At 71.8% G+C, this 23,045-nt stretch carries 15 protein-coding genes and 1 pseudogene; 9 read left to right on the forward strand and 7 right to left on the reverse strand.

All coding sequences use genetic code 11. The annotated features are described in order from the left end of the window. Positions 1 to 82 precede the first annotated feature (82 nt). On the forward strand, positions 83 to 439 hold the full coding sequence (locus WMF20_RS03195; RefSeq protein WP_129572952.1) for a hypothetical protein: 357 nt from the start codon (positions 83 to 85) through the stop codon (positions 437 to 439). Between the two features lie 310 nt (positions 440 to 749). Here the strand turns inward: WMF20_RS03195 and WMF20_RS03200 are convergent, their stop codons facing one another. The 4 genes from WMF20_RS03200 to WMF20_RS03215 form a co-directional block, all read right to left on the reverse strand. After that, complete coding sequence (locus tag WMF20_RS03200) at positions 750 to 4,871, reverse strand: restriction endonuclease fold toxin (RefSeq protein ID WP_437610563.1); 4,122 nt, start codon at positions 4,869 to 4,871, stop codon at positions 750 to 752. A gap of 172 nt (positions 4,872 to 5,043) precedes the next feature. Beyond that, the gene (locus WMF20_RS03205) at positions 5,044 to 5,670 is read right to left on the reverse strand and encodes a JAB domain-containing protein (RefSeq protein ID WP_437610565.1); all 627 of its coding nucleotides are present in this window, start codon (positions 5,668 to 5,670) and stop codon (positions 5,044 to 5,046) included. A 53-nt stretch (positions 5,671 to 5,723) separates the two neighbouring features. Then, a complete protein-coding gene (locus WMF20_RS03210; RefSeq protein ID WP_207217731.1) occupies positions 5,724 to 6,377 on the reverse strand; it encodes a PIN domain-containing protein in 654 nt (217 codons plus the stop codon). Beyond that, positions 6,374 to 6,820: a hypothetical protein gene (locus tag WMF20_RS03215; protein WP_129572957.1), complete on the reverse strand. Its 447-nt coding sequence runs from the start codon at positions 6,818 to 6,820 to the stop codon at positions 6,374 to 6,376. The genes WMF20_RS03210 and WMF20_RS03215 overlap by 4 nt, the downstream gene beginning before the upstream one ends. 1,061 nt (positions 6,821 to 7,881) lie before the next feature. On the opposite strand from WMF20_RS03215, the gene WMF20_RS03220 reads away from it, so the two are divergent. Together WMF20_RS03220 and WMF20_RS03225 are read left to right on the forward strand one after the other, a co-directional pair. Then, positions 7,882 to 8,061 (forward strand): element excision factor XisH family protein, encoded by a 180-nt coding sequence (locus tag WMF20_RS03220; RefSeq protein ID WP_129572958.1) that lies wholly within the window; start codon positions 7,882 to 7,884, stop codon positions 8,059 to 8,061. Next, positions 8,031 to 8,365, forward strand: a pseudogene (locus WMF20_RS03225) (XisI protein). Before WMF20_RS03220 ends, WMF20_RS03225 begins: the two are co-directional and overlap by 31 nt. 84 nt (positions 8,366 to 8,449) lie before the next feature. Here WMF20_RS03225 and WMF20_RS03230 read toward each other — a convergent pair. Further along, positions 8,450 to 11,617 (reverse strand): VWA domain-containing protein, encoded by a 3,168-nt coding sequence (locus WMF20_RS03230; protein ID WP_437610568.1) that lies wholly within the window; start codon positions 11,615 to 11,617, stop codon positions 8,450 to 8,452. A gap of 317 nt (positions 11,618 to 11,934) precedes the next feature. Between WMF20_RS03230 and WMF20_RS03235 the strand changes: the two genes are divergently transcribed. From WMF20_RS03235 to WMF20_RS03245, 3 genes are all read left to right on the forward strand, one after another. After that, positions 11,935 to 13,149, forward strand: a complete 1,215-nt coding sequence (locus WMF20_RS03235) for a serine/threonine-protein kinase (RefSeq protein WP_437610570.1) — start codon at positions 11,935 to 11,937, stop codon at positions 13,147 to 13,149. A gap of 79 nt (positions 13,150 to 13,228) precedes the next feature. Further along, positions 13,229 to 13,828 carry a Uma2 family endonuclease gene (locus tag WMF20_RS03240; protein WP_437610572.1) on the forward strand — a complete coding sequence of 200 codons (600 nt, stop codon included), beginning with the start codon at positions 13,229 to 13,231 and terminating at the stop codon, positions 13,826 to 13,828. A 167-nt stretch (positions 13,829 to 13,995) separates the two neighbouring features. Continuing rightward, positions 13,996 to 15,012: a zinc-dependent alcohol dehydrogenase family protein gene (locus tag WMF20_RS03245; RefSeq protein WP_437610574.1), complete on the forward strand. Its 1,017-nt coding sequence runs from the start codon at positions 13,996 to 13,998 to the stop codon at positions 15,010 to 15,012. Positions 15,013 to 15,028: 16 nt separating this feature from the next. On the opposite strand, the gene WMF20_RS03250 is transcribed toward WMF20_RS03245, so the two are convergent. Next, positions 15,029 to 17,110 (reverse strand): VWA domain-containing protein, encoded by a 2,082-nt coding sequence (locus WMF20_RS03250; RefSeq protein ID WP_437610576.1) that lies wholly within the window; start codon positions 17,108 to 17,110, stop codon positions 15,029 to 15,031. Position 17,111: 1 nt separating this feature from the next. Then, positions 17,112 to 18,164: a DUF58 domain-containing protein gene (locus WMF20_RS03255; RefSeq protein WP_437610578.1), complete on the reverse strand. Its 1,053-nt coding sequence runs from the start codon at positions 18,162 to 18,164 to the stop codon at positions 17,112 to 17,114. 182 nt (positions 18,165 to 18,346) lie between these two features. Between WMF20_RS03255 and WMF20_RS03260 the strand changes: the two genes are divergently transcribed. The 3 genes from WMF20_RS03260 (at position 18,347) to WMF20_RS03270 (ending at position 22,946) form a co-directional block, all read left to right on the forward strand. Then, complete coding sequence (locus WMF20_RS03260; protein WP_437610580.1) at positions 18,347 to 19,504, forward strand: zinc-dependent alcohol dehydrogenase; 1,158 nt, start codon at positions 18,347 to 18,349, stop codon at positions 19,502 to 19,504. 569 nt (positions 19,505 to 20,073) lie between these two features. Beyond that, positions 20,074 to 21,360, forward strand: a complete 1,287-nt coding sequence (locus WMF20_RS03265) for a hypothetical protein (protein WP_437610582.1) — start codon at positions 20,074 to 20,076, stop codon at positions 21,358 to 21,360. An 11-nt stretch (positions 21,361 to 21,371) separates the two neighbouring features. After that, positions 21,372 to 22,946 carry a vWA domain-containing protein gene (locus tag WMF20_RS03270; RefSeq protein WP_437610584.1) on the forward strand — a complete coding sequence of 525 codons (1,575 nt, stop codon included), beginning with the start codon at positions 21,372 to 21,374 and terminating at the stop codon, positions 22,944 to 22,946. Positions 22,947 to 23,045: the final 99 nt, after the last annotated feature.

Consider the following 23,045-nt stretch of genomic DNA (forward strand, 5'->3'; position numbering starts at 1 on the left):
GCCCGGAGGTTCCTTCGCGACGCGGTGAGCAGCCCACCGCCATCGCGCAACGCGTGGCTCCGCGCCGGCCGGCCGGAGTGTCATGAAGTCGTTCGACGACCAGCCTCTCGTGCCCCTCGGGATGGGCGACGACCTCGGGCCCTATCGCATCCATCGCCGGCTGAAGAGCCCTCAGGGGACCGAGCTCTACCAGGCGCGGGACCGAGCCGATCCGGACGCCCCTCTCGTCCGGCTGGAGGTCTGGGTGAAGGAGCCGCACGACCGGTTCATGCAGCTCGCCCGCTCCCACAGTACCGTCCCGTCGGGCAGCGCCGCGCGCGTCACCAGGCCGTCGGCATTAAACCCCCAATCGCGCCTCTTCGAGCAGAACGTCGTTCTCGATCCTGAAGACTATGCTCTTCTCCCCGTCTTCGCCCTGAGCGTGGAAATATCCGGATAGATCGGCTTTGAGAAGAATTAGATCGTTGATGACGCTACGGAATATTGTCAGGCCTTCCTCTGTGACGTCCGCACCGTAGAATAGGTAGCGCGTCCAATTGATCGAGTCGTTGCTCCAGCACCAGCCTTTCATATAGAGATGTGCTTTCTCATTGTCGCGCCATCGTTCTCGAATCGTTGATATGGTGGATGTTATGCTGGAAAAAATGTCGGGCGACACTTCCAGCCAGCCGCGGACCGAATAGAAATACGACATGTGTATCGCCTCGTTGCTCTATGGTTGTGTCGGCGCTGCGCCTTGTGCGCAGACATTAGGAGGAGCAGCTTCCTTTTGTTGATGAGGGCAGGCCAACGCGTACCTCCGCGCCCTTTTCTTCGATGTAGCTGCGAACTTCAGGGTGTGGCTCCTCTTTGAACCAGTAGACCGGCTTCTTGCCGTGCTCGCCCGCGAGGCGGACTGTCTCCTTGATCTGATTTCTGGTGCTCTTGCCGAGGAAATTCTTGGGCTTGGTGACTGCGCTCGGTGAGTCCTTCGCCTGGATGAGCTCCGTGGACGTCACTGAGTCAATTTCTCGGTCATCGATTATTTGAGATGTCCCTCCGCTAACCCTCCGGACATCATCTTCCCAAGCTTTTCCTGCTTCGCCCAATACCTTGCCCTTCGCGAGACCGAGGGGATCGATGTGGAGGGTTGGACTGCCGTCGAACATGAACAGGTGCCGTCCGCCGGCCGCTCCAAGCGGATCCGGGCTGCACCAGCCGCCGGTCTCGGGATCGAAGAACCTGAACCTCGTATAGCAGAGCCCCGTCTCGTCATCGGCGTACTGCCCGAGCAGCCTGAACGGCGACTCGACGGTGGTCCTGTGGTTGAGGACGCTGACCGGATCGCGCCACACGTCGATGACCTTGCCCCAGGCGGAGTGGGCCGCCGACCAGGCGACGAGCCCGCGCGGGTCGAGCAGCTCCTTGGGCGTGCCGAGGTGGTCGTTGACGTAGGTGAGCACGCGCCCGTCCTGCTGCTGGAGCAGCGGCACGAAGGTCCCCGGCGCGTGGACGAACGTGCGCGCCCCGCGCTCGTTGTCGACGTCGGCCGCCAGCACATCGCCATCCCAGACGAACTCGATCCTGCACGGCAGACCGACGACGGCCTCACGGAGCACCTCCTTGCTCACGCGCCTTCCGAAGGCGTCATAGGTCATGATGACGCGGGTGCCATCGGGCAGCCGCACCTCCCTGAGCCGGTCACGGCAGTCCCAGACGTAGCGGGTCATGTCCTGCTCGGTCGCGGCGCCGCCGCTCGGGTGGTTCTCGCGGTAGCGCGCCAGCTCGAGCTTGGCGGTGCGGCGCCCGCGCGCATCGACCTCGTAGGCCGCGGTCTCGGTCCTGCGCAGCACGCCGCCGGGCTCGAGCCTCCACGACGGCTGCGTCCAGCCCTGGGGCTGCTGCGCTTGCGTCGCCGGCGCGAGCGGCCCCAGATCGTCGTTGCCCGCGAGCTCCTCGAGCATGCGCGTGATCGAGCCGGCCGGGTCGTAGGCGAACAACTCGCGCACGGTCCCACGCTGCGCGGACAGCAGCCGGCCGACGCGGTCGTAGCGGTACGCGGTCGCGCCCCAGCGCGCGTCGTCGATGCGCTCGACACGACCGCGCGCGTCGTACAGCCACTGCCGCGCGACGAGCACCTTGGGCACGCCCGGCGCCGGCGCGGTCGCGCGCTGCTCGATGAGCCGGTCCATCGCATCGTAGCTGCTCCGCACCGTGATCGCCGCGGCCTCGCCCGCCGCGTCGTCCTCGCCCGGCGCGCGGCTCGTCCTCTGCACCTCGCGCCCCAGCGCGTCGCGTTCGATCGCGACGCGGTGCCCGTCGTGCTCGACGGCGCTCAGCGCGTCGAGCGCGTCGTAGGCATACCTCGTCCTCGCCCCGTTCGGCATGACGCGCTCGATGCGCCGGCCGCGCGTGTCGTAGGCGTACCGCATCGCACGGTCGCCCTGCCGCTCGCACACCACGCGCCCGAGCCCGTCGCGCTCGAACCACGTCTCGACGCGCAGCCCGCTCGCCTCCTCGAGCGCGGCCCCGAGCAGCCGCCCCATCCGATCGCGCGCGTAGCGGATCACCCCGTCGGGCGTCTCGTCGCCGGTGAGGTTGCCCGCGCGGTCGTAGAACAGGTTGCGCCACCAGGTCCGGTCGGCCGCGAGCTCAATGCGCCCGAGCCGCCCCGAGCTCCGGTAGCCGTAGCGGAGCTTGCGGCCGTCGAACGTCTCTTCCCGCGTCACCCTTCCTGCATCGTCGTAGCCGAAGACGTACTTCTCGCCCTTGGGGTTCGTGATGACGTGCAGCCGCTCCTTGCTCGTATATTCGAAGCGCCACACGCCCCCGCCCGGCTCGACGACCTGCGCCAGCACGCCCGTGCCCTGGTAGGCGAGCTGCGTGGTCTGCCCCAGTGCGTCGACCAGCCGCACCGGGTTGCCCATGCGATCGTAGGTCGCAACAGTCCTCGTCCCGTCGGGCCGCTCCACGCGGATCGGCCGCCCCATCGGATCGTACGTCACGCGCGTCGTCCGCCCCAGCGCGTCGGTCCTCGACACGGGCCTCCCCATCCCGTCGTGCGCGTACGTCGTCCGCGCGCCGCGTGCGTCGATCTCGGCAATCACGTTGTGCTGCGCGTCGTGCTCGTAGCCGAACAGCAGCCCGCCCTGCTCGCCGCCGTGCGCGTACACGCCCGTGACGCGCCCGCGCTCGTCGCGCGCGAACGAGACCGCCTCGCCCGCCGGCAGCAGCACCGCGCTCACCTCGCCGCGCGCGTCGCGCATCACCTGGGTCACCAGCCCCTCGGGGCTGATCTCGCGCACCACGAGGTCGCCCTCGTGCTCCCACCGCGTCTCGTTGCCGAGCGCGTCCATCTCCCGGACCACATTCCCGCGGGCGTCATGCCAGGTCTGCACGCCCTCGCCGTCGCCGTTGACCTCGGCGACGAGGCGTGCGTCCTCGTCGTACGCCCGCTCCCACAGCACCGTCCCATCGGGCAGCGCCGCGCGCGTGACCAGGCCGTCGGCGTTCCAGGTGTACACCCGCGGCTCCTCGCCGCGGACCTCGGTCGTCCTCGCCCGCTCGTCGCGCCGGAACTCCACCTCATAGAGCCCGTCCCGCCCTCCAGTCTTCCGGCACCGGTGCCCGTGGGGATTCTCGTAGGCGTACCAGAACCGCTCGCCGTTCTTCAGCGTGGTCGCCGTCATCCGGCAGCGCACGTCGACCTCGTACGCCTCGACGCCTCCCACCGCATCGACCGCCGCGATCAGGCTCCCCGCGCGGTCATACCGGTAATCCACCCACTGCCAGAGCCGCCGCTCCGCCCACAGCTCCAGGCGCGTGATCCGCCCGTCCTTCCACCACACCCCGAGCTCCCGCCCCGCCGTATCCACGATCCGGACGAGCCGATCCCCCTCGTAGTCCAGGCGGATCTCGTTGCCGTGCACGTCCCGGATCGCGCGCAACAGCGCCCTCGCCGATCCGCCCTCCGCCGCGAACACCCGCACCTGCCGCGACCCGAGCTCCACCACCCGGTACTCCCGCGCTCCGTCTCGGTGCAGCTCCAGCCGCTTGCGCCGGTGGAACGCGCGCTCTCCGGGCCCGACCTTCTCGAACCAGATCCACCGCCCCTGGCCGTCCCGCAGCGCGAGGACCTGCTCTCCCTCCTCGATCCATTGCTCGTAAGAAAACGCCCACCCCGGGCCGAGCGCCGCGTTGCGCTCCTCGTACCGAGAGGAGCGGTAGTGCCGCGCCCACGTGAGCGGGATCATGCCCGCCACCTCGATATCCGTCGCCGCGTCGACCACCGCGCCGTCCGTGACGTCGACCGGGTGCCCCTCGGTCGTGCACTGGTCCACCGGCGGCGATGACGACTTGCCCGCCGTCGCCCCCTTGTGGCTCCTCCCGCCGCCGCCGCCCCCGCCGCCGCCCGGCGTGCTCGGCTTCCTCCCGCCCGGCGCCCCCGCGCCGCCGCCGCCCCCGCCGCCGCCGCCCCCCGCGCCGCCCGCCCCGCTCGCGCTCGTCCCGGCGCCGGCGGTGACCGACTTGTTCATCTGCCCCATGCTGCCGGTGATACCGGCCATCCCCAGCTCGACGAGCACGTTCGGCGCGCCGAGCCACGGGAAGCACGGACCGCCCGTGTTGAGGCTCAACGTCTCCTTCAACGTGCCCGGCTCGTTGCCGTGACACGCCTTCATGCACCCGCCGACCGTCAGGATCTTCTTCCCTTCGAGCTTCGTCCGCATCGGCGCGTCGATGACCCCTTCGGCCACCGTGCCCATCGTGGGATATGGAATCGGCAGCGGGCTGGGCGCCGCCGGCGTCGTGCACACGCTGACGGCCATGCCGGTCATCTGATGTCCAGAACCTTCGTGGACCGTATCCAGCCCCAGCGCCGTGACCTTGCTCATGGCAGCAGCAATTTCGCTCACACCCTGTCGGGCATACAATCGGGACCCGCCCGACGCGGATGCGAACGCGACGCCGGCCGCGCCGGTCGGGCGGCGACGGACCGTACGCTCCTCGCCGGACCTCTGCGAGCCTGAGGGGCTCTACATGGTCGCGGACATGGCCTCGCGACGGCTACTCCAGGACGGCGGCGTAGCGCCCGCTGGGCGTGACGATGACGTGAGCCTGGAGCGGCACGTTCAGCGCGTAGGAGAGAGCGCGCAGCTCCTGGGTCATGGCTTGATCCACCTCGGTAGGCGCCGGGTCGCCGCTCGGATGGTTGTGGGCGAGGACGAAGCTCTGGGCTGCCATGTCGAGCGCCGCGCGCAGGATGTCCGCATGGCCGACGTACACGCCATCGGCGCCACCGCGCGCGAGCATGCGCGCCTCGCGCACGCGACCGTGGACATCGAGCGCCGCGATCCAGAGCTCCTCGTGGACGAGGCAAGCGAGCCTCGGGCCGAAGTAGCGCGCCACGCGGGCGGCATCGGTGAGACGCGCGCCCCGGCGAGCGCGTGCGGCGTGGGCGCGGCGGCCGAGCTCGAAGGCAGCCACGAGCCGGGTGGCGTCGAGCAGCGCGATCTGCGCCCGCGCGGCGAGCGCCGCCGGAGAAAGGCGAGCGAGGGCGGCGAGGGCGCCCGTACCGAGGATGCGCGGCGCCACGCCCGGGACGCCGAGCACCATCTCGATCAAGCCGACCTCCGTCGCGGCGAGGACATCCACCGCCGTCTCGGTGGGGGCATCGACGCTCTCGCTGCTCATCGCGGCCACCTCCGCTTGCGGGTGAGCGCCGTCCACGCGCCACGCGTCGCGAGCTACCGAGGGGCGAACCGCCCGTAGATCTGGCCTGCTGAACCGACAAGCTCGATTCCAAGCGCGTCCAGCTCGTCCTTCACGCCGACCTTTTTGAGAAAATCTGAATCTTTGGTGAGAAAGAATCGCGCCGGCCTATTGTTTGTCGCGTCCGCCCGCCCAATCGCCAGAGCGGCCTCAAAGATCCTGCAGTCCTGGACTCCGCGCTTGGGCTCATCCGGAGGGAGCCCTTGAACGTACCGAAGGTCACCCTTGTAATGAATGTCGGGTGAATGCGGCTCGACGTCGAATTGCTTACGAACCACATCCAAGAACGTGTCGAGCTTGCCTCGGAGGCGAGCAATATCCTCCATGACGAGTTCACATCCAGCGCGGAGCCGGTCAACTCCGCTCATCCAGTGATCAGCGCGCTCCAATTCGTTCGCGAGTTGCCGGACGGAGGATAGAGCCTTCTCCTTGCCTCCGAGTTCTCGAAGAATCGATCCCCGAAATTCCATGAGAACGAACTCGGGGATACGAATCTCGACATGCTGACGAGAAAGCTGCGCGAGAAGAAGGATTTCGGGATCGCGTCCCAAGAAAAAGTCGAAGATGACATTGGTGTCGAACATGACGAGGGGCAGAGCGGTTGCCCCAGCGGGTGCGGCAGCAGTCATCGCAGGGCCCTCCGCAGGGCCTCAGCGCTGGCGTTGCCAGCCGTCAGGTGACCATGAACATCATATCGCAGTTTGTTCCGTACCAGCGCCGGAACGTCGCTCGGTCCGGTCGTTCCGTTGGGCAGATCGTACCAGATGATGCCCTCGGTGACCTTATTGAAGTCTCGAGATATGTAAGAAGCTATAAAATATCGGGAGCCTTCGGTCTGCTCCCGGAGGCGCTGGATCGTGACCTTGTCGAGTTGGTTCCGGTGCAAACTCTCGAGTGCATTCCTCAACTCGGCGAGAACGTCTTCTCGCGTCATGCCGAGTTGATCTCGCATCTGCGTGACTGCGTCCGATGACGCGCTGGCAGTGGCCGCAGCTTCCCCTTCGACCCGAAGCACCAGGCGCAGATCGTCGCCGCTACTTTCATCAACGATCTCGTAGGTATCTCGCGACATACAAGAATCCTACCACCTTCCAGCACGATGGTCCAGGTCGTCTTCACGGGGATGAAAGCTGAAGGGGGATGAAAGCTGACAGACGGGCGCGGGATGTCTAGAGCACCGATCACGTTGGAGTTTTGAAGAAATCAACAAAAGCGGCAGAGAAACCGCAAGGGCGCGAGGAGCGCAAGGGAAAGAGAAATATCATCTGGTCTCTGATTCCTTGCGCCCCTTGCGCCCTTGCGGTTTCTCTCTTTCCCGCATTCCTTGCCCCTAAGGGCGTGAAACTCCGCGGGGGTAGCGACCGCGCGGGTCTCCTTCAGGACCGTGTGCTGCTCTTGCGACAATTCGATTCCCATGAACCTACCTCCAGTGGGGTGGCGAGCGCGCAGGCGTAGCACGACGGCAGAGCTCGCAGCGCTCCAGGCGTGCTCCGGTGATCCGGAGAGCACGGTTGTGTCGCCGCGTAGCTACGCCAGCGCGCCCGGGACGCGTCCCAGCGGGCCGGGGCGCACACCCAGCGGACCGCGGAGCGCGGCCAGCGGGCCGGGAGCGCGGCCAGCACGCGGCGAGACGGCCAGAATCGTGTCAGCAGGTCCGAGGAGCCGCACCAGCAGGTCCGAGGAGCCGTACCAGCAGGTCCGAGGAGCCGTACCAGCAGGTCCGAGCAGCCGTACCAGCAGGTCCGAGGAGCCGTACCAGCAGGTCCGAGGAGCCGTACCAGCAGGTCCGAGGAGCCGTACCAGCAGGTCCGAGGAGCCGTACCAGCAGGTCCGAGGAGCCGCACCAGCAGGTCCGAGGAGCCGTACCAGCAGGTCCGAGCAGCCGCACCAGCGGGTGCCGGCAGGCATCCCGGGGCTGCTGGCGGCATGCCGGGAGGTGCTGGCGACGTGCGGGGAGTTGCTGGCAGCCGACCTGGAGGAGCCGGCAGGGCACGGCAGTGTGCCGGGAGATGTGCGCTGGCCGCCGGATTGCAGCGCGGCGAGAGCGACTTCGCGTTCCTGTGCCGGATGCAGGCCGTGTACCCCGCGCGAGCTCCGTGGGCGAAGGCCGTCGAGGCGTGAGCGGCCCTCGCGCTGCCCCGTCCGCCCGATCGCGAGCTGTACCTCGCCGTGAGCGACACGGCCTATGTCGATATCTTCGAGGATGCCCTGGGGGAGATCCTCCTCGACAACAGGAGGATGAAGCTGCTTGTGTTCAACGCCGAGACGGAGGTCATTGAACGATGGACGCCCGAACCGCCGACCGCGAGGTGATCGAAAAGGTGCTCTCCGAGTATGCTGCCATCCCGTACGCCCACGATGACGTGGCGACGCAAACGGTGTTCGATCGGGACTCGGACCACTACCTGCTCATGATCATCGGGCGCGAGAAGCGACGGCGCGTTCACGGCTGCCTGGTCACATCGATCGGATCGGTGACGAGATCTGGATTCAGGCGGACGGCACCGAGCGCGGAATGGCGCCGGCGCTGGTCCGCGGCGGCATTCCAGCGGAGCGGATCGTGCTCGCGTTCTCCTCGGACGGCCCCTATCGCTACTCCGACGTCCTCGCTGCGTGAGCGCGGTCGCTGCGGCCTGGTGGCGCCGCAAGTACATGGTTTCCCTCGACGTCGCGCCCGCCTCGCGATGGCCGAGAAGCCATGTCACAGGCGACCGCGGCGGCGCGCCAGGATCTTCTCCGCGGCGGTGAGCGGCCGTCCTTCCGGCGTCGCTCCTGGCGCCCCAGCCAGGTGTGCTCCCTGTGACGGCGCGGAGCGAGGCACCGCGGCCGACCCAGGTTGCGCGGCCGACCCAGGTTGCGCCGCCGACCCGGGTTGCGCCGCCGACCCGGGTTGCCCCGCGGCCGACCCAGGTTGCGCGGCCGAGCCAGGTTGCGCGGCCGACCCAGGCTGCGCGGCCGACCCAGGTTGCGCGGCCGACCCAGGTTGCGCCGCCGACCCAGGTTGCGCCGCCGACCCAGGCTGCGCCGTCCACATCGCCGCCGCTCTCGCCCCGGCCGCCCGCGCCTGCCCCCCCTCTCGCGCCGTCCTCGCCCGCTCCCGCGCCGACAGCAGCGCCCCCACCGTCTCGCCCGCGCCGGCCTCCTCCACCGCCGCTCCCGACCGCCGCGCCCGCAGCCGCTCCCCGGCCCGCGCGGCCCACGCCCACGCCGCCTCCGGCAGCGCGAGCCGCCGCGCCGCCACCGCGAGCAGCAGCGCGAGCGCCGCCAGGCCGACGAGCCCCGGCGTCGCGTCCCGGTACGCGAACCGCCTCGACGCCCGGTCCTCGAAGATGCCCGCCAGCGTGTCGCGCCGCTTGCCCCCGGTGAACTCCGCGATCCGCCCGAGCAGCGACAGATCGCTGCCCGTCGGGCGCAGCTCCTCGCCGGCCGTCATCGCCGCCCCCGTCGTCCCCACGGCCTCCCCCGTCAGCTCGTCCCGCGCCACCGCCACGTAGGTGCCCGGCCGCGACAGCGGCAGCGTCGCCGTGTACGCCCCCGCGCCCGTCGCCTCGAGCGGGAGCTCCCGCGCGAAGCCGTCCGGCCCCGCCACGTGCACGACCAGCCGGCGGAACGACTGCGCCCGCCCGTCGTCGCCGATCACGGTCGCCCGCACCGACAGCTCGCCCCCCGACGCGTCCGCCTCGAGGCGCACGCGCGGATCCTCCGCCTTGCGCGCCACGTCGCGCGCCGCCTGCGCCATCATCCGCGCCGCGCCCGGCCAGCGCGTCCACGCCGCCCCCCAGCGGCCCTTCAGATCGCTCGTGAACGCCGCGGCCCGGCCGAGCCCCGCCGACCACACCGCGAGCACCGGATCCCCCTCCGGCCCGGACAGCAGCACCGTCGACCGGCCCTTCGGGACCGTCACCACGTAGCCCGCGAGCGGCGGCGCCTCGCCGAACGGCACCCCGGCCGTGATCGACGACGGCGCGCCCAGCGCCACCTGGAACGGCTCCTCCACGATCGCGCTCCTCGCCGCGAGGATCGTCTCCTGCGTGAACACCGCCGGCAGCCGCCCGGCGTCCTCCACCAGGTAGAACCGGCCGCCGCCGAGGCGCGACAGCGCCTCGAGCTCCGGCACGTCGGCGCCCTGGCCCAGCGCCACGACGCTCGTCGTGATCCCGCGGCGCATCGCCGCCCCCACCATCGCGCGGCACGGCCCCATGTTCTCCGCGTCCGACCCGTCGGCGAAGAGCAGCACGTGCTTCAGGTTCGTGGCCTCCCGGTCGAGCGCCCGGTACGCCGCGTCGAGCGTGATGTCGACGTAGATCCCGCCGCCGCCCGGCCCCACGGCGCGGATCGCCCTGTCGATCGCGGCCTTGTCCGCCACCGGCCCGAGCGGCACGCTCCACCGCACCGCCGTGTCGACGTGCGCGACGCCGAGCCGGTCGCCGGGGCCGAGCAGCGACGCCGACCGGGCCGCGGCCTCGTTGGCGAGCTCGAGCTTCGTGTGCGCGCCGGCGCTCGCCGCCATCGAGCCGGAGATGTCGATGCCGATCACCTCGGCCAGGCTCGCCCGCCGGCGCTCCTGCTTCAGGTCGAACGAGACGGGGGAGACCTCCTCGATCGGCGTCCGCGCGTAGCCGCCGGGCCCCATGCTCCGGTCGCCGCCCATCAGGACGAGCCCGCCGCCGAGATCGCGCACGTAGCTCGCGAGCGCCTCGATCTGGTTCGGCGACAGGTCCGCCGCGCGGAGGTCGCTGAGCACCACCACGTCGTAGCCGGCGAGCTCCCCGAGGTCGGCCGGGACGCGGTCGAGGCCCCCCTCGTCCACCCGGAACGCGCCGTCCGCGAGCGCCCGCGCGATGAACGCGCCCTGACCGGCGTCGCCCTCCAGCACGAGCGCGGCCGCGGCCCCGCGCACGCGCAGGAACGCGCTCGCCGCGTTGTCCTCCGCGGCCTGGTCGAGCCGCGGATCCTTCGCGGTGATCTCGACGTCGTAGCGGTGCAGCCCCGGCCCCGGCGCCTTCTCGCGGATGCGCAGCACGTCCTCCCCGGCGGCGATCGAGGCGTCGGCGCGGGCGATGAGCTCGCCGTCGCGGCGCAGGCGGATCTCGACCTCGGCCGGCGACGGCGACGAGGTGACGAGCCGCAGATCGAGCGCCTCGCCCTCGTCGGCCCGCGCGGGCGCGCGGAGGGCGACCACGCGGACGTCGGGGACCATGCGCTGCTCCAGCGGGAGCACGTCGATCGGCAGGCCGGCGGCGACGGCGGCCGCGGCCGCGGCCATCGTGTCGCCGCGGGTGGCGACCCCGTCGGTGACGAGCACGACGCGCGCCGCGGAGTCCGGCGGCACCTCGGCGAGGGCGCGCCGGATGCCCGCGGCGAGGTCCGTCCCGTCGCGGCCGAGCGCGACCCGCTGCGGCGCGGGGAGCTGCGAGCGCGGGCGCGGCGGATCCTCGGTGGCGGCGCCGGCGGCGAACGCGATGGTGGCGATCCGGTCGTCCTCGCGCATGCCGAGCTCGGCGACGGAGAGCTCCTGCGCGACGCGCGTGTCGGCGTTCGGCACGAGGTCGATCGAGCGGCTGCGATCGATCGCGACCAGGACGGTGAGCCGGTCGAGTGGCCGGCCGATCTCTGGCCCGGCCACGGCCATGGCCGCGGCGAACGCCGCGAAGGGCGTAAGGAGATCCCCGAGCCGCGCGCGCCACGCCCCCTGCCTGCGGGCGTGCGGCGACGCGAGCGCGAGCGCGAGGTACCGGAGCGCCACGAACGACGTGGCGCCCGCCGCGAGCAGCGCGCCCCAGGGCCGCGCGAGCCGGAGCTGCGCGCCCGAGAGCACCCCGCACCAGACCAGCCCCACGTAGAGCGCCGGGAGCGCGCCCGCGAGCATCCAGGCGAGCAGGATCGGGCGGCGGAGCGCACCCTGTCGGAGGGCGAGGCGGAGCAGCGCGGCGAAGAGGAGCGCGCCGGCCAGCGTGGCGAGATAGGGCAGGGCGCGCAGCGCGGCCGCCGGGATCAGGGAGGCCTCCGTTCGGTCCGCATGCGGTCGTGCCGCAGTAAATCATCTTTGCGGCGCTCCGGGGATGCCGCTTCCGCGGGTGTGGCCGAGTGCCCCATCGGGGCAGCCGTGCGGCGTCTCTGTCGGTCTCGAGCGGGTACCAGGCGGCGTTTTGGCCCTTCCTGTTCACATTTCCATGTTTGTCAAAGATGGCACGACGTCTGCTTCAGCGCGGGCACCGGTGCGGCGAGGCCGCGCAGCAGGGGGCAGGAGAGATCATGTCGCGCATCGAGACCACGGATGCCTGGAGCACCTCGGACGACAGCTCATGGGACCTCGACGAGGGGTTCGGTGAGGCCCCGTGCGGCGTGCACTACCAGGAGGGGGATCTCGTCGCGGGCAAGTACCGGCTGGTCCGCAAGATCGGCGAGGGGGCGATGGGCACGGTCTGGGTCGCGACAAACGTCGCGGTCGGATCGGAGGTCGCGATCAAGCTGATGCGGCCCGAGCTCCGGTCGGCGGAGCTGACCGACTATTTCCTCCGCGAGGCGCGCGCCGCAGGAAGGCTGAACCACGCGGAGATCGTCCGGATCTTCGACCTCGGCGAGACGGCCGAGGGCGATCCCTACCTGGTGATGGAGCTCATCGAGGGCGAGTCGCTGAGGAGCGTGCTGGCGCGCGAGGGGGGGATGGCGCCGGAGCGGGCGATCGCGCTCTTGCTGCCGGTCGCGGGCGCGATGCACGCGGTGCACGAGAAGGGGGTGGTCCACCGCGATCTCAAGCCGGACAACGTGATGCTGGTGCGCCGCGGCGGCGGCCGGCTGCAGCCGAAGGTCGTCGATTTCGGCGTGGCGAAGCTCGTCGCCGAGCGCGAGGAGGGGCAGGCGACGGGGGCCTTCGAGGTGTTCGGGACCCCGGACTACATGCCGCCGGAGCAGGCGCTCGCCGTCCCTGACGTCGATCGCCGGGCCGACGTCTGGTCGTTCTGCGCGACGCTGTACGAGCTGCTCTCGGGGCGGCCGCCGTTCTCGTCGAAGAACGCGCTGGACGGCCTGCGCGCGGTCCTGCAGGACGCGGTGCCGTCGCTGGTCGACGCGTGCGGTCTCGACGCGGAGCTCTGGGCGATCGTCGAGCGCGGGCTGCAGAAGGAGCCGTCGCTGCGCTGGTCGAGCATGCGCGAGCTCGGCGAGGCGCTCGCCGCGTGGCTGAGGGCGCGGGGCGTCCGGGAGGACGTGCGGGGCGTGTCGCTCGAGGGCGAGTGGCTCCCGCGCGAGGAGGCCAGCGCGCCGGTGAGCTGTGGCGTAACGCCACGCCTTTCATGGTTGGAAGAGCGCGGCCGGCCAAGCCGCCGGTGGTCGTCGCGCCGCCGGGGGCACCGGCTGCACCGGGGGCGGCCTCAGGGCGAGCAGGCGGTCTGCCCGTGAGGGAGGGGGCGAGCTGCTGAGCGGTCGGGGAGCCCCGGCCCCCGGAGCCCACGGTGGTGTATGCTCGCGCAGGTCGTGCATGAATCTCGCGGAGAAGCTCGTCTGGCCCGCCACGCTCGCCGATCTCGATGAGCTGCCGCCCGGCTGGCGGGGCGAGATCATCGACGGCACGCTGTACGCCTTTCCTCGTCCGCGCTTCGCTCACGCGAACATCGAGGACCTGATCACGGCCGACCTCAAGAACCCCTACCAGCGGGGCAAGGGCGGTCCAGGAGGCTGGTGGATCCTCTCCGAGCCGGGCATCCAGCTCGAGCGCGCGCCCGAGATCTCGCCTGACGTTGCAGGCTGGCGCCGCGCGCGCATGCCCGTGCCGCCGCCGCCCAAGGAGCCCATTGCCCTCGTTCCCGACTGGTGCTGCGAGATCCTCTCGCCGCGCACGGCGAGCTACGACAACCTCGTGAAGCGCCGCTTCTACGCCGAGATCGGCGTGCCTCACCTCTGGTACGTGGATCCCGCCCGGCGGACGTTGCTGGTCAGCCAGCTCGAGAACGGGCGGTGGGTCGAGCTGGGTCTCCACGGGCGCGACGAGAAGGTGCGCGCCGCGCCGTTCGAGGACGTCGAGATCGATCTGGCCGAGTGGTGGGAAGGGCTCGAGCAGGACCTGGACGACGAGGCCTGAGCCCCAGGGGAGGCGCCCCAGGAGCGGCCGAAGCGGACACCTCTCGCTCCTGCTCGACACGATCCGAGGGCAGCCTCGGTGTTTGGAGCGCGAGCTTTGAGCTCGCGTTCAGCGGCGCAGGGTCGCATCCTTCGAGCGGCATTCGAACGACAGGAGAGGATGAGCCCATGAAGGCGTATGAGCTGCAAAAGACCGGGGGAGCGGACGCGTGGGTGCCGGTGGAGAGGGACGCGCCGAAGGCAGGGCCCGGGCAGGCGCTGGTGCGGATGCGGGCCGTGTCGCTCAACTACCGCGATCTGCTGATCGCGAAGGGCGGCTACCTGCAGCCGGTGACGCGGCCGGTGATCCCGGTCTCGGATGGGGCTGGCGAGGTCGTGGCGGTGGGAGAGCGGGTGACGCGGGTCAAGGTGGGCGACCGGGTGACGCCGACGTTCTTCCAGACGTGGACCGACGGCGAGGCGACGCGGGCGCAGCTCGGGGACAGGGCGCTGGGGGCCGGGAGCACGGACGGGGTGCTCGCGGAGCTCGTGGCGCTCGACGCCGAGGGGCTCGTACCGCTGCCGGAGCACATGAGCTTCGAGGAGGGGGCGACGCTGCCGTGCGCGGCGGTGACGGCGTGGAACGCGCTGGTGCCGCAGGGAAAGCTGCAGGCGGGGCAGTCGGTGCTGGTGCAGGGGACGGGCGGGGTGTCCATCTTCGCGCTGCAGCTCGCGCATGCGCTCGGGGCGCGGGTGATCGTCACGTCGAGCAAGGACGAGAAGCTGGCGCGAGCGCGCGAGCTCGGGGCGGACGAGGGGATCAATTACCGGAAGCACCCTGACTGGGAGGAGCAGGTGCTGGCGGCGACAGGAGGGCAGGGGGTGGATCACGTGCTGGAGGTGGGCGGGGAGGAGACCCTGCCGAGGTCGATCCGGGCGACGCGGCGAGGGGGGCACATCGCGCTGATCGGGCTCCTGAGCGGGAAATGGGGGGCGCCCGATCCGAAGGAGATCGAGCAGAAGGAGCTCCGGGCGATGCCGGTGTTCGTCGGGAGCCGGGTGATGTTCGAGGAGATGAACCGGGTGCTCGTGGCACACCGGATCAAGCCGGTGATCGATCGGGTGTTCGAGTTCGAGGAGGCGCGCCAGGCGATGAGGCACCTGGAGTCGGGGGCGCACTTCGGGAAGGTGGTGATCCGCGTCTGAACGGCCCGACCCGAGACTAGCCAGCAGGGCTGCCGCCGCCTCGCAGCGGCCGGGGCACGCGCGTGAAGTACCAGACGTCGACGATCACGAACGCGAGCGCCGCGAGGGCGACGAGCCAGGTCCACTCGGTGTGGGCCTCCGGCTCCCCCGCCGCGCTGGAGACCGCGACCTCGCCGCCGCCCTCCGCGAGGACCGGCCTCGGCGTGAGATCGCTCTCGGCGACGCTCGTGAGGTTCGCCGGCACCACGACCGATCCCGCCTGCGGCCCCTGCCAGGCGAGGCGGTACAGGCCCGCGCGCGGCGTCTCGGCGACCACCGCGACGCCGGCCCGCTGCGCCACGTCGAGCCGCTCGCCGGCGGGGCCGATCGCCTGGAGATCCCGCGCCGTCGCGGGGACGCTCACGCGCAGCGGCTCGCCGGTGCGCGCCGGGCCGGTGATGCCGTGCGCGCGGTGGGCCCGCGCCTGCTCGAGCAGGTTGCGCACGAAGAGCACGAACGACGCCTTGAGCGGCCAGTCGCTCTCGCCGACGTCGAAGCCGAGCAGCGTGCCCGTCCGCGACGACGTGGAGATGTCGGTCGCGATCGCGCCCTCCTGGGCATGGATCAGCGCCTGCGCCGCCGCCTCCGGGGCAAGGGACGAGGCGGCGCGGAGGTGCACGCCGTCCAGCGTGAGGAAGCGCAGCCGCGGATCGGCCGTGTCCCACGACGTGATCGTGGGGCGCTCGAGCGCCTCCCCGACGACGGTGCCGAAGCAGCGCCCGGGCGGCGGGTTCACGATCAGCAGATCGCCGCCCGGTGGGTCGGGCGGGCACGCGCCGTCGATCACCACGAACGTGTCGGGATCGAGCCCGGGCGCGCCCAGGAGATCCGCGAGCCCGCCCGAGGTGACCGAGGTCATCGGGTCGGACGCGAGCGCTCGCTCGATCCAGGGGGCGCCGCCGGAGGCCGCTCCCGGCTGCGCGCCCGCGCCCGGCTGCGCGCCCGCGCCCGGCTGCGCGCCCGCGCCCGGATCGGCCCGGCCCGCGCCGGCCGACGCGAGGAAGACGGGGAGCTCGTCGCCGGCCGGCACGCGGCCGTAGGCGACGTCGTCGAGCGGCATCGCGTCGCGCGGCGAGAGCTCGAAGACGAGCCCCTTGCGGTAGTCGCCGGGCGACGGGCGGAAGGTGAGCACGACCGGCAGGCGCTCGCCCGGCTTCACCAGCACGCGCCGCGAGCTGAGCACGTCGAGGGCGCTGTCCTGCCGCATCGTCACGTAGACGTCGCGCGGCTGCGCCCCGAAGTTCGCGACCACGAGGAAGGCCTGCACCTCCTCGCCGGCCTCCGGCGGCTCGCCGCTCGCGCTGCCCGCGCTGCCGGAGCGCACGTCGACGCGGACGATGGCGGCGTTGTCGACAGGATCGCCGACGGTGATGACGTCGAGCGGGAGCGACACCCCGCGCAGCGCGCCGGGGCGGGCCAGGTTGCCGTCGGTGATCACGACGATCCGGCGGGCGCCGCCGAGCTGCCGGAGCCGGTCGACCGCGAGCGCGACCGCGGCGCCGAGATCGCCCTCGACGTCGCGCGCGGCGACGGGATCGATCGCCGCCCTGAGCCGGACGAGATCGCGATCGAGCGCCGCGACGAGCCGCGCGTCGCGCCCCGCCTCGAGGATCAGCGCGTCGCTGCCCGGGGCGAGGCCGGAGAGGAGATCCCTGGCGAGCTGCTTGGCGAGCTCGATGCGCGTCGTCGCCTCGCCCGACGGGCCCCGCGCGGCCGCGGACATCGAGGCGCTCGCGTCGAGGATGATCGCCACGTGATCGCCGGTGAGCTCGCGCCCGCGCGAGGCGGGGCGGGCGAGGGCGAGCGCGAGCAGCGCGAGCGCGAGCGCCTGCAGGACGAGCGGCAGCTGGGCGAGGAGCCTCCGGAAGGGCGCGCGCGCCATGAGGTCGCGCTGCGCGGTGGCCCAGAGCCACGTCGAGGGGACGCGCCGGCGGCTCCGCTTGATCTTGAGGATGTAGAGGAGGACCAGCGGGCCGAGCAGCGCGAGCAGCCATAGGCCGCTCGGCGAGAGCAGCGCGAGCGGGGTCCCCGCGGAGGCCTGGGCGAGCGGCGCGGCCACGTCAGTCGACGCTCCTCGCGACGAAGCGGCGGACCGCGCCCTCGAGCGGCTCGTCGCTCCGCGCCCGCACGTACGTCGCCCCGTGCCGGCGGGCCCAGCCGCGCAGCGCCTCGCAGAGCCCGGCGAAGCGCGCCGCGTAGGCGGCGAGGGCCGCGGCGTCCATGGTGACGTCGACGAGCGCCCCGGTCTCGGCGTCCTCGAGCGTCAGGTCCCCCTCGAAGCTCGGCGCGAGCTCCTCGGCGGCGACGACCTGCAGGAGCGCGACGTCGTGGCCGGCCTGCGCCGCGCGCCCGAGCGCGGCGGTGACCGGGCCGGGATCGAAGAAATCGGAGACGACGCAGAGCAGGCCCGGCCGGGCGCTCCGCCGCACGACGGCGTCGATGGCCCGGGCGAGGTGCGTCCCGCCGGCCGCCTTCACGCCGTCGAGCGCGCGGAGGAGCGCGGCCAGCCCGGCGCGCCCGCGCACGGGCGCGTGCTCGCGGGCGATGCCGTCGCCCGCCACGAAGAGCTGCGCGCGCTCGGAGCGCGCGAGCGACATGTAGCCGACCGCGGCCGCGAGCCGCCGGGCGGCGTCGAGCTTCGTGGGCTCCCCGAAGTCGAGCGACGCCGACGCGTCGCACACGAGCCGGGCGATGACGTCTTCCTCGGCGCGGAACAGCTTGAGCACCGGCTCGCCGGTGCGGGCGTAGGCGGCCCAGTCGATGCGCCGCAGGTCGTCGCCGGGCGCGTAGGCGCGGTGCTCCTTGAACTCGGCCGACCCGCCGCGGCGCCGCGCGAGGTGCTCGCCGGCGCCCCCGGAGCGGGCGCGGATCTCGAGCCGCCGCTGCAGGACCTCGAGCTCGCGGACGAAGCTCGCGCCAAGGAGCGGCGCGGGACCGGGACCGGGACCGGAACCGGAACCGGAAGAGGACGAGGGGAGCATCGGAGACGAGTAGACCTCGGCGCCGGCGAAGGGGCCAGCGGCGTCGCGGAGGAACGGCCGCCCGCGCGGCGAGAGGGGCGGCGGGCGGGGCCCGGCCCGCGGCTGCCCGGCGGCTCCGAGACAAAGCGCCACCCTGGGGCTCCGCGCCACATTCGGATTCTCCGCAGCCCTCCGAATTCCGTCCTCGGGCGCGCGTTCCCTCCGTGGCTCGCTTTATGCGAGCCAGCGCCGCTGTCCAGCCGTTCGTGCGTGGGCTCGACCGGGTAGAGCCGTCGATCGCCCTGTACCGAGGGTTCACCAGAGGAGGAGGCATCGTGAAGGCGCTCGTTTTCCACAAACCTTCCGACGTCCGCGTCGAAGACGTCCCGGATCCCAGCATCAAAGAGCCCACCGACGCCATCGTGCGCGTCACCGCGACCGCGATCTGCGGCTCCGATCTCCATATCTACAACGGCTTCTTTCCGCAGGCGCGGCCCATGGTGCTCGGCCACGAGTTCATGGGCGTCGTCGAGGAGACAGGCCCGCAGGTCACGAAGCTGAAGAAGGGTGATCGGGTCATCGTCCCGTTCCCCATCGCGTGTGGACACTGCTTCTTCTGTCAGGCGGAGCTCCCGGGCCACTGCGAGCGATCCAACCCCAAGCATTACGGCCCCGAGGGCGGCGTGATCGAGAGCAAGGGCGGCGCCCTGTTCGGGTATACGGATCTCTACGGCGGTTACGACGGCGGCCAGGCCGAGCTCGTGCGCGTCCCGTACGCCGATTTCGGGCCGCGGAGGGTGCCCGAGGGGCTCACCGACGAGGAGGTCCTCTTCACGACCGACGTCCTGCCCACCGGGTGGACGGCGATCGAGTGGGCCGAGCTCAAGGGCGGAGAGACGGTCGCGGTGTTCGGGTGCGGGCCGGTCGGGCTCGCGACCATGAAGATCGCCTGGCTGCGCGGCGCCGGGCGCGTCATCGGCGTCGATCGCGAGGAGTACCGCCTGAAGAAGGCCCGCGACGTCGCCCAGGCCGAGACGATCAACATCGACAAGGCCGACGCCGTCGAGGCGATCCGCTCGATGACCGATGGGCGCGGCGCGGACGTGTGCGTCGACGCCGTCGGGATGGAGGCGCATCGCACCGTCCTCGAGAAGGCCGCCAACGTGCTTCACGGCCAGGTCGGGACGATATCGACCCTGAAGCTCGCCTTCAGCGCCGTGCGCCGCGGCGGGGTCGTGCCGATCGTGGGCGTCTACGGCGTGCCGTACGACAACTTCCCGCTGGGCCAGTTCTTCGACAAGGGCCTCAGGATGAGGGCCGGCCAGGCCCCGGCGCACAACTTCGTCGATCAGATCCTGCGGCACATCCAGGAGGGCCACCTCCGCGCGGACGACATCATCACCCACCGCCTGCCGCTCTCGCGCGCCCCGCACGGCTACGAGGTCTTCAACAAGAAGCTCGAAGACTGCGTCAAGGTCGTCCTCAAGCCCTGACCCGGATTCCCCCGCTCTCCGCGCGTCCGCGCGCCGCGCCCTCCGCGCCGGGCCGCCGCCCCGCCGCCGGCGCGGTCGCTCCAGCGCCCGCGCCGTGGGGCGCGGAGCCCGGCCGCCTGACATCCGCGTCAGGGGGCGCGCCGGGGCGTAGACGCATAAGCTATCGAATCTACGAACATTTTTGTGGGGTATGGCCCTTGCCTTGGGGCGGTCCTCGGCAAGCCCTTCGTTCGCTTGCTTGGCCACCGTGCTGGCCCTCATCGCACGGAAGGACAGCTCCGATGCCCAGAGATCTGCGCTCGTATCGACCGCTCCTTCACCCTTTATGGATCGGAGCCCTGGCGCTCCTCGTCCTCAACGATCACGCCCTCAAGGGGTCTGGCCTGCTCCCCGGATGGGCGACCGGAAAGCTCAGCGACTTCGCGGGTCTCCTGGTCGCGCCCGCGGTCCTCGCCGCGCTGCTCCGCCTCTCCTCGCGCCGCGGCTTCCTCGGGGCGCACGTCGCCACCGGCGCTGTCTTCTCGGCCATCAAGCTCGCTCCGGAGGCCGCCCGCGCGGTCGAGGCGCTCATGGCGCTCACGCCGCTCCCGTGGCGCATCACCGTCGACCCGACCGACCTCATCGCCCTGCCGATGCTCGTCGTGTCGTACCGCGTGCTCGGCGAGGCCGCGCGGCGGCCCGAGCCCGCGCGGCGCCCGATCGCGCACCGGCTCGCGCTGATGGCGGGCAGCCTCGCGTGCGCGGCCACGAGCAGACCGACGGAGCCGTGCGACGAGGGCGCGGGGTGCGATCCGTGGGCACCGCCGCCGCCGCAGGAGGTCGCGTCGCTCCTGATCGGCAACGCGACCGAGACCGAGCAGCTCCTCCGCGTGCGCCGGCTCCGCGAGACGGCGCGGGTCGACTGCAGCGTCATGCTCGCCGATCCGGAGGGGGCCCTCTCGCGCGATCTGTTCGAGAACGCCGAGACCTGGCTCATCGCGCCTGGCCGCGCGCTCCCGCTCGACAACGCGGGGTGCGACGCCTACCTGATCGACGCCGACGGGCTGCCGCTCACGCTGCTCGCGTGGTCGGCGGAGCAGTTCCCGGAGCAGCTCCTCGTCACCACGACGGACAACTCGCTGCCCGGCCGGGTGATCGCGCTGCAGCGCGACGGCGCCAGGCTCGCGCTCGCCGAGCACCCGGCGGTGTTCGACGCGCCGCCCGCCGAGCCCCGGCCGCCCGCGGAGGCGTGCGGCGTCTCGGTGAAAGGGGGCCGGCTCGACTGGACCGTGCCCGTCTCCAAGGCGGCGGTCCTCACCGGCATCATGTCGTCCCCGGACGGGTGCCACGCCCTCGCGCTCGATCGCGGCGAGACCTTCTTCCTCTGCGCTCCCGCCGAGGCGATCCCGTTCGGCGCGGGCGACCTCCTCCACCTGAGCCCGGTCGAGATCGACGGCGGCGTCTACCCGGAGCGCCCGGAGAACGAGCGGGCGTTCGCGCGCGGCATCCACATCGAGAGCGAGACGCACGCCGTGCTCGTGCTGCGCGGCAACGTGCTCGCCCGCGGATCGATGATCGGCCGGCAGCCGTCCGTCGATTTCCGGGCCGAGCTCACCCCGCTCAAGGGCTGCCGCGGGTTCCACGACGCGTGCGGCAGCCTGGTCGAGCCGCTCGAGGTGTCGCTCCTCGGCGACGGCGTCTCCGGCGTCGTCTCGCTGCGCGCCGGAGAGATCGCCGAGCTCGCGGAGGGCGCCGAGACGCTCCTCGTCGTGCGCGCCGAGGACATGCCCGTCCGCAACGCGGACTGCTTCACCGCCCCCATCGATCAACCCCGCCTGCTCGAGTCGGTCTGGATCGCCGCCGCCGCGGCGCCGTAGGAGGTCACGCCATGAAGCTTCGAATCCATCCTCTCCTCGCGCTCTGCGCCGCCGCGGCGCTCGGCGCGCTCGGCTGCGGCAACGACGCGAGCGACTCCGGCGGCTTCGCCGAGCCGAGCGCGCCGGGGGCCCCGCCGGGCAGCGTGGGCGTCTCCCAGGGCGGCTCGCAGGACTTCGGCCTGTTCCGCCAGATCCTGGAGGACGGCGAGATCCCCGGGCCGGACACGCTCGACGACGTCGGCTTCTTCGCCGAGCACAAGCTCGACTACCCCGCCGCGACGTGCGGCGACGACGTGTGCATGCACGGCCTGCTCGGGATCATGGGCAACATGATCAGCGGGTCGCCCTGCACGCTCATCCAGGTCGGGATGAACTCGCCCGTGGATCTCGGCGCGCTCGAGCGGCCGCCGCTGCACCTCGTCCTCGCGGTCGACACGAGCGCCTCGATGATGGGCGACCCGATCGAGTACCTGAAGGCGGGGCTCGTCGAGATGATCGACGCGCTCGGGCCGACCGACCGGATCTCGCTCGTCCGCTACTCGAACACCGCCGAGGTGGTCCTGGAGCACGCGGAGGGCTCGGACCGGGAGGCGCTCGCCGAGGCGTTCGAGGGGCTCGTGGCGGCCGGGTCGACCAACCTCTACGAGGGGCTCTTCACCGCGTTCGCGGTCGCGGAGCGGCACCTCGATCCGGGCTGGCAGAACCGCGTGATCTTTCTGTCCGACGGCGTCGCGACCACGGGGCTCACCTCTCCGGAGCGGCTCGTCTCGCTCGCGCGCGGGTACGCGGAGATGGGGATCGGCGTCACGGCCGTCGGCGTCGGCGCCGAGTTCGACGTCGACGCGATGCGCGGGATCAGCCAGATCGGCGCGGGCAATTTCTACTTCCTCGAGGACCCGAAGGCGGTGGAGGAGGTCTTCACGGAGGAGGTGAAGACGTTCCTCGTGCCCTTGGCGCTCGACGTCGAGCTCGACGTCGACGTGGGCGACGGCTACGTCGTGCGCGGCGCCTACGGCACGAACGGCTGGCAGGGCGGCGAGCGCGGCGGGGCCGTGCACATCCCGAGCCTCTTCCTCGCCGGCCGGACCAGCGCCGCGGAGCCCGTCGGCTCGGGCCGGCGCGGCGGCGGCGGCGCCATCCTGATCGAGCTCGTGCCGAACCCCGACCAGCGAGGCGTCGAAGACCCGCACGCGGTGGGCTCCCTCGCGCTGTCGTGGAGGCACCCGCTGACCGGCGAGATCCACGCGCAGGAGGTGGAGATCGAGGCGCCGAGCACGCCCGACGCGCCGCCGAAGGGCGGCTATTTCTCCGGCGATACCGTCGAGAAGGGCTTCGTGATGCTGAACCTCTACGCCGGCTTCAAGCTCGCCGCCCAGCTCGCCGCCGACGCCGATCCCCGCACCGCGCGCCGCACGCTCGAGGCGCTGCGCCCGAACGTCGAGGCGTGGCTCGAGGAGCACCCGGACCCGGACGTCGAGGACGACCTGCGCTACGTCGACCTGTTCATCGAGAACCTCATCACGGTGGAGGCGAGCGTGCAGCCCTACACGCCGGCCGAGCCGCCGAACCCCTGGCCCGCCGATTGATTCCGCGCTCATCCCGCGAGGCCGCCGGCCGGCGATGCGCCGCGGCGGCCTCGCGGGACGGCCGAACCCGTCGCCCGGCATTCACATGGATCCCATCAA

It is taken from the genome of Sorangium sp. So ce834 (assembly GCF_051521425.1).
GTDB lineage: Bacteria > Myxococcota_A > Polyangia > Polyangiales > Polyangiaceae > Sorangium > Sorangium cellulosum_D.

Coding starts and splice junctions, on each gene's coding strand:
- WMF20_RS03265 (WP_437610582.1), top strand. CDS start 20,074: ATGGCGCTCACGCCGCTCCCGTGGCGCATCACCGTCGACCCGACCGAC.
- WMF20_RS03245 (WP_437610574.1), top strand. CDS start 13,996: ATGAAGGCGTATGAGCTGCAAAAGACCGGGGGAGCGGACGCGTGGGTG.
- WMF20_RS03200 (WP_437610563.1), bottom strand. CDS start 4,871: ATGAGCAAGGTCACGGCGCTGGGGCTGGATACGGTCCACGAAGGTTCT.
- WMF20_RS03240 (WP_437610572.1), top strand. CDS start 13,229: ATGAATCTCGCGGAGAAGCTCGTCTGGCCCGCCACGCTCGCCGATCTC.
- WMF20_RS03215 (WP_129572957.1), bottom strand. CDS start 6,820: ATGTCGCGAGATACCTACGAGATCGTTGATGAAAGTAGCGGCGACGAT.
- WMF20_RS03205 (WP_437610565.1), bottom strand. CDS start 5,670: ATGAGCAGCGAGAGCGTCGATGCCCCCACCGAGACGGCGGTGGATGTC.
- WMF20_RS03210 (WP_207217731.1), bottom strand. CDS start 6,377: ATGACTGCTGCCGCACCCGCTGGGGCAACCGCTCTGCCCCTCGTCATG.
- WMF20_RS03235 (WP_437610570.1), top strand. CDS start 11,935: ATGGCACGACGTCTGCTTCAGCGCGGGCACCGGTGCGGCGAGGCCGCG.
- WMF20_RS03195 (WP_129572952.1), top strand. CDS start 83: ATGAAGTCGTTCGACGACCAGCCTCTCGTGCCCCTCGGGATGGGCGAC.
- WMF20_RS03270 (WP_437610584.1), top strand. CDS start 21,372: ATGAAGCTTCGAATCCATCCTCTCCTCGCGCTCTGCGCCGCCGCGGCG.
- WMF20_RS03230 (WP_437610568.1), bottom strand. CDS start 11,617: ATGCTCGCGGGCGCGCTCCCGGCGCTCTACGTGGGGCTGGTCTGGTGC.